At 72.2% G+C, this 13,148-nt stretch carries 15 protein-coding genes and 2 pseudogenes; 10 read left to right on the forward strand and 7 right to left on the reverse strand.

The features are described 5' to 3' along the window. Positions 1–43: 43 nt before the first annotated feature. Together ABTX62_RS31690 and ABTX62_RS31695 are read left to right on the forward strand one after the other, a co-directional pair. The gene (locus tag ABTX62_RS31690) at positions 44–727 is read left to right on the forward strand and encodes a TetR/AcrR family transcriptional regulator (protein WP_352119390.1); all 684 of its coding nucleotides are present in this window, start codon (positions 44–46) and stop codon (positions 725–727) included. Positions 728–744: 17 nt separating this feature from the next. Beyond that, the gene (locus ABTX62_RS31695) at positions 745–2,418 is read left to right on the forward strand and encodes an FAD-binding dehydrogenase (protein ID WP_352119391.1); all 1,674 of its coding nucleotides are present in this window, start codon (positions 745–747) and stop codon (positions 2,416–2,418) included. 22 nt (positions 2,419–2,440) lie between these two features. Here ABTX62_RS31695 and ABTX62_RS31700 read toward each other — a convergent pair whose 3' ends face one another. Further along, positions 2,441–2,791, reverse strand: coding sequence for a DUF488 domain-containing protein (locus tag ABTX62_RS31700; RefSeq protein WP_352119392.1), 351 nt, complete (start codon positions 2,789–2,791; stop codon positions 2,441–2,443). Positions 2,792–2,943: 152 nt separating this feature from the next. Here ABTX62_RS31700 and ABTX62_RS31705 point away from each other — a divergent pair, with 152 nt between their 5' ends. Next, positions 2,944–3,387: a DUF6098 family protein gene (locus ABTX62_RS31705; RefSeq protein WP_352119393.1), complete on the forward strand. Its 444-nt coding sequence runs from the start codon at positions 2,944–2,946 to the stop codon at positions 3,385–3,387. A 447-nt stretch (positions 3,388–3,834) separates the two neighbouring features. Here the strand turns inward: ABTX62_RS31705 and ABTX62_RS31710 are convergent, their stop codons facing one another. After that, positions 3,835–4,089: a WhiB family transcriptional regulator gene (locus ABTX62_RS31710; protein ID WP_283969151.1), complete on the reverse strand. Its 255-nt coding sequence runs from the start codon at positions 4,087–4,089 to the stop codon at positions 3,835–3,837. Positions 4,090–4,192: 103 nt separating this feature from the next. Next, positions 4,193–5,410 carry a saccharopine dehydrogenase family protein gene (locus ABTX62_RS31715; RefSeq protein ID WP_352119394.1) on the reverse strand — a complete coding sequence of 406 codons (1,218 nt, stop codon included), beginning with the start codon at positions 5,408–5,410 and terminating at the stop codon, positions 4,193–4,195. A gap of 113 nt (positions 5,411–5,523) precedes the next feature. On the opposite strand from ABTX62_RS31715, the gene ABTX62_RS31720 reads away from it, so the two are divergent. Continuing rightward, positions 5,524–6,231: a TetR/AcrR family transcriptional regulator gene (locus ABTX62_RS31720; RefSeq protein ID WP_352119395.1), complete on the forward strand. Its 708-nt coding sequence runs from the start codon at positions 5,524–5,526 to the stop codon at positions 6,229–6,231. 11 nt (positions 6,232–6,242) lie between these two features. On the opposite strand, the gene ABTX62_RS31725 is transcribed toward ABTX62_RS31720, so the two are convergent. Then, positions 6,243–7,142, reverse strand: coding sequence for a LysR family transcriptional regulator ArgP (locus ABTX62_RS31725; RefSeq protein WP_352119396.1), 900 nt, complete (start codon positions 7,140–7,142; stop codon positions 6,243–6,245). Positions 7,143–7,211: 69 nt separating this feature from the next. Here ABTX62_RS31725 and ABTX62_RS31730 point away from each other — a divergent pair, with 69 nt between their 5' ends. Together ABTX62_RS31730 and ABTX62_RS31735 are read left to right on the forward strand one after the other, a co-directional pair. Then, the gene (locus ABTX62_RS31730) at positions 7,212–7,829 is read left to right on the forward strand and encodes a LysE/ArgO family amino acid transporter (RefSeq protein WP_352119397.1); all 618 of its coding nucleotides are present in this window, start codon (positions 7,212–7,214) and stop codon (positions 7,827–7,829) included. Positions 7,830–7,910: 81 nt separating this feature from the next. Then, a pseudogene (locus ABTX62_RS31735) lies at positions 7,911–9,199 on the forward strand (MFS transporter). Positions 9,200–9,203: 4 nt separating this feature from the next. Here the strand turns inward: ABTX62_RS31735 and ABTX62_RS31740 are convergent. The 3 genes from ABTX62_RS31740 to ABTX62_RS31750 all read right to left on the reverse strand — a co-directional run bounded on the left by ABTX62_RS31740 (position 9,204) and on the right by ABTX62_RS31750 (position 10,563). Next, entirely contained in the window at positions 9,204–9,659 is a 456-nt protein-coding gene (locus ABTX62_RS31740) for a cyclic nucleotide-binding domain-containing protein (protein ID WP_283969157.1), read from the reverse strand. A 216-nt stretch (positions 9,660–9,875) separates the two neighbouring features. Beyond that, positions 9,876–10,337: an Orn/Lys/Arg family decarboxylase gene (locus ABTX62_RS31745; RefSeq protein WP_352119398.1), complete on the reverse strand. Its 462-nt coding sequence runs from the start codon at positions 10,335–10,337 to the stop codon at positions 9,876–9,878. A gap of 4 nt (positions 10,338–10,341) precedes the next feature. Continuing rightward, positions 10,342–10,563 (reverse strand): hypothetical protein, encoded by a 222-nt coding sequence (locus ABTX62_RS31750; RefSeq protein WP_283969158.1) that lies wholly within the window; start codon positions 10,561–10,563, stop codon positions 10,342–10,344. Between the two features lie 264 nt (positions 10,564–10,827). Here ABTX62_RS31750 and ABTX62_RS31755 point away from each other — a divergent pair, with 264 nt between their 5' ends. The 4 genes and pseudogenes from ABTX62_RS31755 to ABTX62_RS31770 form a co-directional block, all read left to right on the forward strand. Further along, positions 10,828–11,256 carry an ATP-binding protein gene (locus ABTX62_RS31755; protein ID WP_352119399.1) on the forward strand — a complete coding sequence of 143 codons (429 nt, stop codon included), beginning with the start codon at positions 10,828–10,830 and terminating at the stop codon, positions 11,254–11,256. A gap of 199 nt (positions 11,257–11,455) precedes the next feature. After that, on the forward strand, positions 11,456–12,319 hold the full coding sequence (locus ABTX62_RS31760; protein ID WP_352119400.1) for a SigB/SigF/SigG family RNA polymerase sigma factor: 864 nt from the start codon (positions 11,456–11,458) through the stop codon (positions 12,317–12,319). A 30-nt stretch (positions 12,320–12,349) separates the two neighbouring features. Further along, positions 12,350–12,643 (forward strand): DUF5133 domain-containing protein, encoded by a 294-nt coding sequence (locus ABTX62_RS31765; protein WP_352119401.1) that lies wholly within the window; start codon positions 12,350–12,352, stop codon positions 12,641–12,643. Between the two features lie 111 nt (positions 12,644–12,754). Beyond that, positions 12,755–12,970 (forward strand): annotated as a pseudogene (locus ABTX62_RS31770) (ANTAR domain-containing protein); the annotation flags it as partial. Positions 12,971–13,148: the final 178 nt, after the last annotated feature.

Raw genomic sequence — 13,148 nt, forward strand, 5'->3', positions numbered from 1 at the left:
CTGGCGTATCCAATACAGTCCTGTATCCAAAGGGGGGCCGGGCATGGCTGTCGGAGGAAGCACCGGGCGGGGGACCAGGCGTCGTGTCCACACGCGCGCCAACCTCCTGGCCGCGGCGTTCTCCGTGCTCGCGGCCAAAGGCTTCGGGCACGTCTCGATCGAGGAGGTGTGCGAGGCCGCCGGCTACAGCAGGGGCGCCTTCTACTCCAACTTCTCCAGCCTCGACGAGTTGTTCTTCGCCCTCTACCGCGAGCGGGCCGACCTGATCGCGGAGCAGGTGTCCGGAGCCCTCGCCGTCGACGGGCCGGACCTCGACGTGCCGGCCGCCGTGGACCGCGTCACCGACGTGCTGCTCCTCGACCGCGACTGGCTCCTGGTCAAGACGGACTTCCTCGTCCATGCGGCGCGCGACCCGGAGGTGGCGCGCAGCCTCCTCGAACACCGCGCGCGGCTGCGTCGGGCGATCGCCGACCGGCTCGGCCGGGCCCGCGGGCACACCGCGCTGCCCGCCGTCCTGGGCGACACCGACGGAGCCGCCCGCGCCGTCGTCGCCGTGTACGACGGCGTCACCACGCAACTGCTGCTGGACCGGGACCTGGAGCACGCCCGCGCCTGGCTGAAGCAACTGCTCACGGCCCTGCTGACCGACGGCAGCGGCACCCTCGGTCACACGGATCACATGGATCACATGGATCACACCGAGTACACGGATCACACGGAGAACTGAAGAAGGGAACGGTCGCCATGGATGCCGATGTCATCGTCGTCGGAGCGGGTCTCGCCGGTCTGGTCGCGGCGCACGAACTGACCAGCAGAGGCCGGCGGGTCGCCCTCGTCGACCAGGAGAACGCGGGCAACCTCGGCGGACAGGCCTTCTGGTCCTTCGGCGGCCTGTTCCTCGTCGGCTCACCGGAGCAGCGACGCCTGGGCATCAAGGACTCCTTCGACCTCGCCTGGAGCGACTGGCGGGGCAGCGCCGGCTTCGACCGGCTGGAGGACGAGGACTCCTGGGCCGTGCGCTGGGCGCGCGCCTACGTGGAATGGGCGGCGGGGGAGAAGCGGTCCTGGCTCGGCGGGCACGGCATCACGTTCCTCCCCACCGTCGGCTGGGCCGAGCGCGGCGACCTCACGGCGCACGGGCACGGCAACAGCGTGCCCCGCTTCCACATCGCCTGGGGCACCGGCACCGGCGTCGTCGAACCGTTCGTGCGCTACGCCCGGCAGGCCGCCCGCGACGGTCTGCTCACCTTCCACCACCGCCACCGCGTCGACGCACTCGTCGTCGAGGGCGGCACCGCGCGCGGGGTGCGCGGCACCGTCCTGGCCGAGGATCCCGCACCCCGCGGCGTCGCCTCCAGCCGCGACGCGGTCGGCGAGTTCGAACTCACCGCCCAGGCCGTCATCGTCACCAGCGGCGGCATCGGCGCGAACCACGACATCGTCCGCCGCCACTGGCCCGAACGCCTCGGCACACCGCCGCGCGAGATGGTCACCGGCGTCCCCGCCTACGTCGACGGGCGGATGCTCGACATCAGCGCCGAGGCGGGTGTCCGGCTGGTCAACCGCGACCGCATGTGGCACTACACCGAGGGCCTGCAGAACTGGGACCCGATCTGGCCCGGCCACGGCATCCGCATCCTGCCCGGGCCGTCCTCCCTGTGGTTCGACGCCCTCGGCCGCCGCCTGCCCGGCCCCTTCCTGCCCGGCTACGACACGCTCGGCACTCTCAAGCACCTGCGCACCACCGAGGACATCGCCGGATACGACCACTCCTGGTTCATCCTCACGCAGAAGATCATCGAGAAGGAGTTCGCCCTGTCGGGCTCCGAGCAGAACCCCGACATCACCGCCAAGGACCGGGCCGGGTTCCTCAAGGAGCGCATCCTCGGCAAGGGCGCGCCCGGACCGGTCGACGCGTTCCTGCGCAAGGGCGCCGACTTCGTGACCGCGTCGAGCATCGAACAGCTCGTGTCGAAGATGAACGGGCTCACCGACGAGCCGCTCCTCGACGCGGCCGCCATCAAGCGCCAGATCGAGGCGCGGGACCTGCAGATCGCCCACCCGTACGCCAAGGACGCACAGGTGCAGGGCATCCGCAACGCCCGCCGCTACATCGGCGACCGCCTGGGCCGGGTCGCCACCCCGCACCGCGTGCTCGACCCCGCGGCCGGCCCGTTGATCGGCGTCAAGCTGCGCATCCTCACCCGCAAGACCCTCGGCGGCATCCAGACCGACCTCGACTCCCGGGCCCTCGGGGCCGACGGCAAGCCGGTCGAGGGGCTGTACGCGGCCGGCGAGGTCGCCGGATTCGGCGGGGGCGGTGTGCACGGTTACAACGCCCTGGAAGGCACCTTCCTCGGCGGCTGCCTCTTCTCGGGGCGGGCGGCGGGGCGGGCGGCGGCCGAGCAGACCGCCTGATCGCCCGTCACGGCCCGTCTTCTCATCCCCGGAGGAGGCGGGCCAGCACGGTGGCGTGACTTCGCTCCGGCGTCCTGGACGAGGTCAGCAGCGTCACATCACCCTTGCGGACCAGGTCACGTACGCCGTCGAGGGCGTCGGCGGCCTCGTCGGCGGCGAGCTCCGCCTCGTACCGCTCGGCGAACTCCTCGTACGAGCCCTCGCCCGCGTGGTACCAGCGGCGCAGTTCCGTGGACGGGGTGATCGCCTTCGGCCACTCGTCCACCCGTGCCGCATCCTTCGCCAGTCCGCGCGGCCACAAGCGGTCGACCAGGACCCGCACCCCGTCCTCCGGCTCGGCGGGGTCGTAGACACGGCGCACGCGCACGCCCATGTTCCGCTCCTCTCCACGGTGGTACGGGTGTGCCGCGAGCGTAACGCCGGCCGGGGCGCCCGGGCCGGCACCGCCCGTGCCGAACGGCCGGTTCCGCTCGTGCCGGATGGGTACTCCGATCGCCTGGCAGCGTCGAGGAAGGAGGCCTTGGCATGAGTGCACGGGACGACCTGCCGGTCGTGCGCACTCTCGACGAACTCGCCGAGCTCGTGGAACGGCACCGGGGCCTGTACGTCCGCTGGTCGTGTGGTCCGGAGATCGATTGCCGCGAGGTGTCCAGCACCGACGACCTGACCGGCGTGCCCCTGCCGGGTCTGTCCGCCAACCCGCTCGGCGTCGAGGCATGGTGGCAGGATCGTCCGGTCCGGGTGTGGGTGGCCCGCCGGCTGCACGACTACGCCCATCTGCCGCACGACAAGGGCCCGGGCGTGCACCCCTGGGTGCTCGCCGGCCTGGAAGCCGCCCGTGGACCGGACAACGAACCGCTGGTCACCGAGGTCCGGCCGATGTGCTGGATCGACCAGCAGGTCATCGACGAGGCGAAGGGCGAGGTGGCCCGGCAGGAGAACCCGTGGGGGCCGCTGCGCCGCGGCTAGGCCCCTTCTGATGAATCTCCGTGGGAGACGGAGCGGCGTTCGGTGCGTGCTCTGGGGGTCCCCCCTGCTCGAAGAGCTTGGGGGAGTGCCGCGGGGAAGCCCTCGTAGCGGAGCTACCTGGGCTTTCGCGCGGTGCGGCGGTGGGGGCCCCTCCCGTTCGAGCGAAGCCGAGAGCGGGGGAGCGTGCCGGGCGTCGCGACGCCGCGGAGATCCAACGCCGCGGAGATCCATCAGAAGGGGCCTGGGACTGGCGTCCGGACCAGATCGCGGACGCGGGGCCCGGGGCGCGCGTCTGCGGCGTCGTCGTCGGTCATCGACGCTCCGCGTCGACTCCCTCCTCCGCCTCGCAGCCACACGCGCCAGACCCCGCTCACCGGCAGGGAGAAGCACCGCCGATGCCCTGCGACCCGAGCCGAACGACAGGCTTCGGCCCGAAGGGGGCGGGCATCAGCCGGAGCGGCGCCTGGCCGCCGCCCGGCGCTTCAGGGCACGCCGTTCGTTCTCGCTCGTCCCGCCCCAGACACCGATGGCCTGCCCCGTGTCGAGCGCCCATTGCAGACACTGCTCCTGCACCGGGCAGCGCCGTCGGCACACCGCCTTGGCCTGCTCCGTCTGCAGCAGAGCCGGCCCGGAGGTGCCGATCGGAAAGAAGAGCTCGGGGTCCTCGTGCCGACAGGCAGCGTGGTCGCGCCAGTTGTCCATCGAAGTCACCTGCATCGCGGTAGAAACGTGCTCTTTCGGAAGCATGCTCCCTTGCGGGTCACCTGTCGATGCTCGGTGAAACAGGGCGTTCCCGGACAGTCGTTCACTGCTCCCGCATGCCCCAGGGCGAGCCGTAGTCCGTCAGCAGGTCCAGGAAGGGGCGGGCCGGGAAGGCCTCCGGGCCGAGCACGCCCGTGCCGGACCAGCCACCGGTGGCGAGGAGTTCGAGTGCGACCACGGGGTTCACCGCCGTCTGCCACACCACCGCCTGCGACCCGTACTGAGCCATGGACCACTGGTTGTCGACCACGTGGTACAGGTACACCTCGCGGGGCTCGCCGTCCTTCACGCCGCGCACCCAGGTCCCCGCACACGTCTTGCCGCGCATCCGCTCACCCAGCGTCGCCGGATCGGGCAGGCACGCGGCGACCACGTCCCGGGGCGAGACCGCCACCGGTCCGTCCGGCCCGGGCACGGTCACGGGGTCGGTACGGTCCAGGCCCAGCAGGTGCAGCGTCTTCAGCGTCTCGACGAACTCCCGGCCCAGGCCGTACTTGAAGGTCACCCGGTGGGCGTCCACCCAGCGCGGGACGAGCAGCACCTCCTCGTGCTCGACGTTCACGCACTCCACCGGGCCGATGCCCTCGGGGAAGTCGAAGACCTCGGGCTCGCTGAACGGCTCGGTGGTGAACCACCCCGTACCGCTCTCGTAGACGACCGGCGGGTTCAGGCACTCCTCGATGGTGGTCCAGATGCTGAAGGAGGGCGCGAAGTCGTAGCCGTCGACGGTCAGGTTCGCGCCGTCGCGGATGCCGATCTCCTCGATCTCGTCGAAGAGCTCGTCGGCGGCGTACCGGGTGAAGACGTCCGACAGGCCCGGCTCCACGCCCATGCCGACCAGCGCGAGCAGCCCCTCGTTCTCCCACTCGGCGGCCTGCGCGAACTGCTCGTCGCCGAGCTTCACCCCGCACTCCTCGTACGGCCGCTCGGCGTGCGGGCGGGACAGCGACATCGCCATGTCGAGATACGTGGCACCCGCGGCCCGGGCCGCGCGGAACAGGGGCATCACGAAGCGGGGGTCGGTGGCGTTGAGAAGGACGTCGCAGCGGTGCCCGGCGAGCAGGCCGGCCACGGCCGTCTCGTCACCCGCGTCCACCCGCTCGGCCGTGAAGCGCGCGTCGCCGTCCAGCGCGGCCACCGCCGCCTCGGCCCGGCCGGGGTCGTAGTCGGCCACCACCATGGCCTCGAAGAACGGCCGCCGAGCGGCGATCCGGGTGATCGCCCCGCCCACACCACCGGCACCCACAAGCAGTACACGCATGTCAGAAACTCCCTCTTTGCGAAGAACGTGACGCGTCCTCGGGACAGATGCAACGCCGCCCCGTGTCATAAGGTCAATGGCGTTGGCATAAGAGAGCAGGGAAGGAGGCGGTCGTGCCCAAACCCGTGGTGCCCGAGGAGAAGCGCCGTCGGCGCAGGCCCACCAAGGGCGGCACCGTGCTGTCCGAGGAGCTGATCGTCGAGACCGCGCTGCGGATGCTCCGCGAACACGGCAGCGCCGGCCTGACCGCCCGCCGGCTGGGCCTCGCCCTGGACGCGGACCCGAGCACCCTCTACCGGTACTTCCGGGGCATGGACGACCTGACCCTCGCCATCGGCGACGCCCTCATCGGCCAGGCGTTGGAGGGGTGGCGGCCCACGGGGGAGTGGCGGGCGGATCTGCGGTCCTTCGGGCTGCGCATCCACGCGGCGTATCTGGCCCATCCTCAGGCCGCCCTGCTGACCACGAACCGTGTCACGGGCCGGGCCCATGAGCTGGCCGCCGACGAGGCCGTCCTGGACGTGCTGCGCACGGCCGGTTTCCCGCTGCCCGACACCGTGCGCGTCTACCACGCCTTCATCGACCAGACCCTGGCCTTCGCCGCGCTGGACGCCGCCTCACTGGCCCTGCCGAGCGACTCGCTCCACGCCGACGAGGACATGTGGCGCTCGACCTACGCCCGCCTGCCCGCCACCACCCATCCCCGGATCGCCGAGGCGGCGCCCCTGCTCGCCACCCGCATGCTCACCAGCGCCTACCCGACGGCCCTGGAGATGCTGCTGGACAGCGCCGCGGCCCGGCTGGCGGACATCGGGGCCTGAACGGGCCGGTGTCAGGTGCGCAGGGCTTCGGCCGCGGCCCGCGTCACCGTCTCCGCCACCTGCGCCAGCGCCGGCGAGTCGAGCTTCCACTGCTGCCAGTACAGCGGCACGTCGACCGTGCGGCGCGGAGCGATGCGGACGAGCCGGCCGTCGCGCAGCAGGGGTTCGGCCTGGGCCTCCGGCACCAGTCCCCAGCCCAGTCCGGCGGCGACGGCCTCGACGAAACCCTCCGACGTCGGCACGTAGGTGCGCAGCGCGCTCGCCGCGCTCCGCCCCCGGGTGAGGCCGCGGACGAAGCCGTCCTGGAAGTCGTCCCGCCGGTCGAAGACCACCACGGGCACCTCCGGCAGCACCCGCGCCGGCGGCCCGGTCAGGTGGCGGGCGGCGAAGTCCGGCGCGGCCACCGGGAGGTAGCGCATCCGGCCGAGCGAGCGCACGGAGCAGCCCGGCACGGGGTCCTGCGACGAGGTCACCGCGGCCATCACCGCGCCCTCGCGCAGCAGTGCCGCGGTGTGGGCCTCGTCCTCGCGGCGCAGCTCGAAGCAGAGCCGCGGCTCCGGCGGCACGCGGGAGAGCGCGGGCAGGAACCAGGTGGCCAGCGAGTCCGCGTTCACCGCCACCGACACCCGGATCGGCTCCCCGGCACCGCTCAGCCCGAGCTCCGCATAGGCGTCGTGCTCCAGCCGTGCCACCTGGCGGGCCAGCCGGACCAGCACCTCACCCGACTCCGTCGGACGCACGGGCTTGGTCCGCAGCAGCAGGACCCGGCCCGTGCGCTGCTCCAGCGCCTTCACACGCTGGCTGACCGCCGACGGCGTCACGTGCAGCGCCGCCGCGGCAGCGTCGAAGGTGCCCTCGTCCACGACGGCGAGCAGGGTCCGCACCTGGTCCAGCGGAAGGTCGGTCGTCATCACGCGAGCTAATGATACGTAAGAATCCTTAGCTGGATCCTGGTCGATCGTGTCCGTAGTTTCGACGCCATGACGAGCACCTTCACCGCCGGCGCCGCCGGTTTCGGCACCGGACTGTCCCTCATCGTCGCCATCGGCGCCCAGAACGCCTTCGTCCTGCGTCAGGGCGTCCGCCGCCAGGCCGTCCTCGCGGTGGTCGCCATCTGCGCCCTGTCGGACGCGGCGCTCATCGCGCTCGGGGTCGGCGGGGTCGGCGCGGTGGTGGTGAAGTGGCCGGGAGCGCTGACGGCGGTCGGCTGGATCGGCGGCGCGTTCCTGCTGGGCTACGGCGTGCTGGCCGCCCGCCGGGTGTTCCGGCCCGGTGGCGAGGCGCTGCCGAGCGAGGGGGAGGCAGCCGGATCGGCACGCCGGGCCGTGCTCACCTGCCTGGCCATGACGTGGCTCAATCCTCACGTCTACCTCGACACCGTGTTCCTGCTGGGCTCCGTCGCCGCCGACCACGGTGCACTGCGCTGGACGTTCGGTCTCGGAGCGGTACTGGCCAGCCTGTGCTGGTTCACCGCCCTCGGCTTCGGCGCCCGATCGCTCGGCCGGTTCCTCGCCAAGCCCTCGGCCTGGCGCGTCCTGGACGGCCTCGTCGCCGCCACCATGATCGTGCTCGGCGCCGCGCTGATCACCGGAGGCTGAGACCGGCCGCCGGGCCGACGGCGACCGGTGCGACAGTGATCTCCGCCCGGAAGGCTGTAGCGAGCGTTGAGGAAGCGGCGCGTGGACACGAGCGAGAGCACAACCGAAGAGCGGGACCCCGGCCCCCGGGCGCCCCGGCGGCGTGGCCGGCGGTGGGCGATGGACACCCGCCCTCTGCGCCGCCCCGCCTACCGGCGGCTGTGGGGCTCGACGATCGTCACGGCCGTCGGCAGCCAGCTCACCGCCGTCGCCGTGCCCAAGCAGATCTACGACATCACCGGCTCCTCGGCCTGGGTGGGGGCCGCGAGCCTGGCCGGTCTGGTGCCCCTGACCGTGTTCGCGCTGTGGGGCGGGCGATCGCCGACACCATGGACCGGCGCAAGCTGCTGCTGGTCACCAACAGCGGCATCGCCGTCACCTCGGTGCTGTTCTGGCTCCAGGTCTTCGCCGGCCTGGAGTCGGTGACCGCACTGATGCTGCTGGTCGCGGTGCAGCAGGCCTTCTGGGGCCTGAACGCGCCGGCCCGCAACGCCTCCATAGCCCGGCTGGTCCCCAAGAGCGAACTGCCCGCCGCCAGCGCCCTCGGTTCGACCGTGATGCAGACCGGGCAGGTGGCCGGACCCCTGCTCGCCGGTGCCCTCATCCCCGTCATCGGACTGCCCGAGCTGTACCTCATCGACGCGCTGGCCCTGTGCGTGACGGTGTGGGCGGTGTACCGGCTGCCCGCGCTGCCGCCCCTGGCGGGCACGGCGGTGCGGCGGGCCGGTGTGAAGGAGATCGCCGCCGGTTTCCGCTACATCTCCGGGCACACCGTGCTGCTGCTGTCCTTCCTCGCGGACGTCATCGCCATGGTGCTCGGCATGCCCCGCGCCCTGTTCCCCCAACTCGCCTCCCAGACCTACGCCCCGTACGGCGAAGGTCTCGCGCTGGGCCTGCTGTTCGCGGCGATCCCCATCGGCGCCGTGCTGGGCGGGCTCTTCTCCGGCACCTTCTCCCGGGCGCGGCGGCACGGCTGGATGGTCATCGGGGCGGTGGTCGCCTGGGGCGTGGCCATCACCGGCTTCGGGCTCAGTCGCAACCTCTGGGTGGCGGTGGCGTTCCTCGCCCTCGCCGGGGTGGCCGACATGGTCTCCATGGTCTTCCGCGGGGCGATCCTGCTGTCCGCCGCCACCGACGAGATGCGCGGGCGCATGCAGGGCGTCTTCACGGTCGTCGTGGCGGGGGGCCCGCGCCTGGCCGACGTGCTGCACGGCACCGCGGGCTCCGCCCTCGGCCCGGGCACCGCCGTGGCGGGCGGCGGACTGCTGGTCGTCGTGGTGATGCTGGTCCTGGCCGCCGCCGTACCGGCACTGCGGCGCTACCGCGTCTGACGCCTCACAGGGCTCCGCGCCGGTGCAGCGTGTACTGCTCCATCAGCTTGCCCCGGGTCATCTCCAGCCGGTGCGCGAGCACCTCGGCGACGTTGCGCACCAGCATCATCCCCAGTTCCGGATCCTCCTCGCACAGCGCCAGCACGGCTCCCGCGTCGAACTCGTAGGCCCGCACCGGGCTGAACGCCACCGCGCCGAAGTCCCAGGCGTAGGGCGGGAACAGCCAGGACCAGCCGAGCAGGTCACCCGCGCCGAGGCTGGCCACGGTCACCCGCTGCAGGGAGTTCACCTGCTGGTCCAGGGAAACGGCACCGGAGCGGATGACCCAGAAGCGGTCGGCCGGGCCGTCCGCCTCGAAGATGCGGGCGTCCTCGGGGAAGGACACCTCCCGGGCGAGCGTCATCAGACGCCGGCGCTGGGGCGGAGGCAGAGCGGTCAGGAGTTTGATCGCTTTGGTCATGCGGAGCTCCTCGCCGGGCGGTCGACTGCGGTGCTGTCCCTAACGGGTCCCTTCACTAAGCCCATTTCAGCCGCTGTCGGGGCCCTGGGCACCTCGGCGTACACGACTTCTTCCGACGGGCCGGCCGGGCATGAGAAAGCCCTGGCTGGACGGGGGAGACCAGCCAGGGCCGTATGCAGTGGCGCACGGAGGGCGGGGGGTCCACTCCGTCACCACTTATGAATGAACGGTAAACCATCCAGGGGGTGTACTCGCCACCCTGAACCCGGTTGCGTGACCTGTTTCACTTTCGAGGGCTCGCGGGTTCTCGGCGAGGACCCGGATCTTCTCCGGCTCGGGCTCCTCGGGTCGGGCAGCGACGCACCCGTCTCCAGCCCCGTGCGCGGATACGCCGGCACCGGCTCGGTCGGGCTTACCGGGCAGGATCGCGGGGATGCCGGGAGGATACGGCGTGATCATCTCGGCCACGATCCGCCCGGCGGCCCCGGCCACCGGCACGGCTTCGGCCGGGCCGGAGGACTCCTCACGGGCAGCACCGCCTGCTCTCTCCGCAGCTCCGCGGGCGAGGGCGGGTCGGCTGTCATTCCGCGGCCCCGCAGGCGGTCGGCTGTCATGCGCCCCGGGTTTCCGGCGGGTGCCCGCGCAATCCGGCCCGGTCGCCCGGGCGCCGGCCCTCACCCGGTCAGCCCCCGGGCGCGTGTGAGCCGGGGGCCACGATCTCGTCCAGCACCCGCAGCACCGCCTCGTACGACATCCGCCGCACAGTCGCGTCCCGGGCTCCTTGCGGGTCGGTCGCGTCCAACTCCTCGCTCCTGGTCCGCCACGTTCGTTCCTCCTGGACCGCGCACTCCCTCGCACGCTGGATGCGCCGCAGCAACTCGTCTGAATCCACTACATCGGTCATCCACACCGCGTACCCGTTCAGCGCACGGAGATGGCACCGAGGCACGGCCGTCGGAGGTGTTTTCGGGCCTTCCGGGCGTATCCGAGGTTTGCAGGTGCGGGGAGAGGTGAGCCGATGAGTAACGACCGGCGCTTGCGCGGTGCGTGCCCGGAACGCCGCGGCAGGTCGAAGAAGGCTTATGGGTCCGCCGGCCCGGCCGGTCCGGTACGGGGGCCATGGACGCGGTCCGGGCCCGGCATGTTTGTGCTGACAGGGAGCTGCAGTATGTGCGAGGAGCACATGATCGAATCCGTTTTCGAGCCGCCCGGCGGCCATCGCGTCCGGCCGTCCAAACCCGCCGAGGCCCGCCGGGCGGTCGAACGAGCCGTTGCCGAGCGCTGCCGGGCCACCCATATACCGTGCGACACCGACGCCCTGTCCGACGCGCTGCTCGTCGTCTCGGAGCTGACGACCAACGCGATCCTGCACGGCGGCGGTGTCACCGACTTCCAGGTCGACGTCGACGGCCCCGGCGTGCGCGTCTCGGTGAGCGACCGCAGCGACGCGCTGCCCGTGACGGCGCCCCGCGCCGACGGACGGTTGCGGCACGGCGGCCACGGCTGGCCCATCGTCTGCCGGCTCGCCCGCGACGTGCGGGTGTCGGATCTGCCTGCCGGGGGCAAGTGCATCACCGCCGTCGTGCCCCTGCGCTGACGTCCGGAACCGGCGTCCGACAGATTGCTCAGCAAAGCGGAGTTTGTTCCACCGGGGCCAGGGCAGACGCAGTTTCGTGCTTCGGACCGGAGGCGCGCCAGCGGGAGCGGTATGACTGCCCCGGAGGGCGCCCAGGCGCATCCGGGCAGCGACCTTCCCGCGGTCAGTCCCTGAAACCACCGTTCAGGAGCGAATCCGCATGCTCATCGAAACGCCCACCCATCGTCCCGGCACGCCCGAAACGACGACCACCGCGACCCGGCGCCGTCACGACGACGCCCCCGACACCGCAGCCCTGTTCACCCGGATGGCGGAGCTGGAGGACGGTCCCGAGCGGGACGCCGTCCGCGGCGAACTGGTCACCCTGTGGCTGCCCATGGCCCACCGCATCGCCGGCCGCTTCCGCGACCGCGGAGAGTCCATCGAGGACCTCCGGCAGGTCGCGGCGCTGGGTCTGGTCAAGGCCATCGACCGGTTCGACCCGAGCCGGGGCGCCTTCGAAAGTTACGCCGTGCCCACCATCACCGGTGAGGTCAAGCGGCACTTCCGGGACCGCATGTGGGCCCTGCGCGTTCCCCGCCGCGTCCAGGAACTGCGCAACAAGGTGCGGGTGGCACGCCGCGAACTCACCCAGAACCCGGGCAGCCCCGAGCCCTCGGTGGCGGACATCGCCACCCACACCGGCCTGACCGAGGACGAGGTCAACGCCGGGCTCGAGGCCCTGGACAGCTTCAGCACCCTGTCGCTGGACGCCGAACTCTCGACCGACGACGACGGCTACAGCCTCGCGGACACCCTCGGCGCGGCCGACTCGTCCTACGACGTCGTCGTGGACCGTGAGTCCGCCAAGGAAGGCCTGCGCCGACTGCCGGAACGCGAGCGGGCCATCCTCTACATGCGCTTCTTCGAGGACATGACCCAAAGCCGTATCGCCGACCACCTCGGCATCTCCCAGATGCACGTCTCCCGCCTCATCAGCCGCAGCTGTGCCCGGGTGCGCGACGAGGTGCTGGGGCAGCGGGCGGGCACCCGGGGGAGCGGCGGCCCCTCCGCCACGGCCTGACCACCCGATCCCACGAGGAGCTGACGAACCATGCTGAGGCCCCATCCCGCCGTGCTGCGCCGACTCGTCGACGAGTACGAGGCCCTGGCCGCCGCCGAGGCCGTCCGCGGACCGGCGGACCTGAACCCCAGAGCGCGCGACCTGGCGTACACGCTCTGCGTGTCCACCGGCACCCGGGACGTCAAGCGCGCCCTGGAAGCCGCCCACCAATGGCTCGCGACCGCACCCGCACCGGTCCGCGAACCCGCCGCGGCGACAGCCGGACAGCGCGAACCCGCTGTGACCGCGGCCGGCCGGCGCATGCCGGCCACCGAGCCCGCCTGATCCGCGTGTGCCACTGACACGACGGGGAAGACGAGGCAGAACAAGGGCCCGGCCGACGGCGGAAGCCGCGGCCGGGCCCGTTCGCGTCGTGCCACTCACACCGGGAGACCCATGTCCACAACCGGGCGGGCAGCGGCCGCCGACGACGGTGAGCTGGAGCGCCTGCGTGCCGAGGTGCGCGACCCGCGGGCCCGGGCCCGCGTGCGCCCGCTGATCTCGCAGGCGCAGGGCATTCTGCGGGAGCGCTACGCACTGCCCGACGCCGACAGTGCCTTCGTGCTGATGCAGAGGGCCTCGCAGCGGTACAACGTCAGGCTGCGCACCCCGGCCGACGTCCTGGTGACGGCGCCCCGCCCCGACGGGCAGGACACGCTGTGGTTCCCGGGGCGCGTCCGCGGACCGGAACCAGGTCTGACCTTCACACAGGCGCACCGGTCCGGCTCCGGCAGCCGCGGTGCCCTCCTGAAGGCCGTGCTGCATTCGACCCTGGCCGTGACCGGTACCG

The sequence above is a fragment of the Streptomyces sp. NPDC096046 genome (assembly GCF_040303285.1).
Taxonomy (GTDB): domain Bacteria; phylum Actinomycetota; class Actinomycetes; order Streptomycetales; family Streptomycetaceae; genus Streptomyces.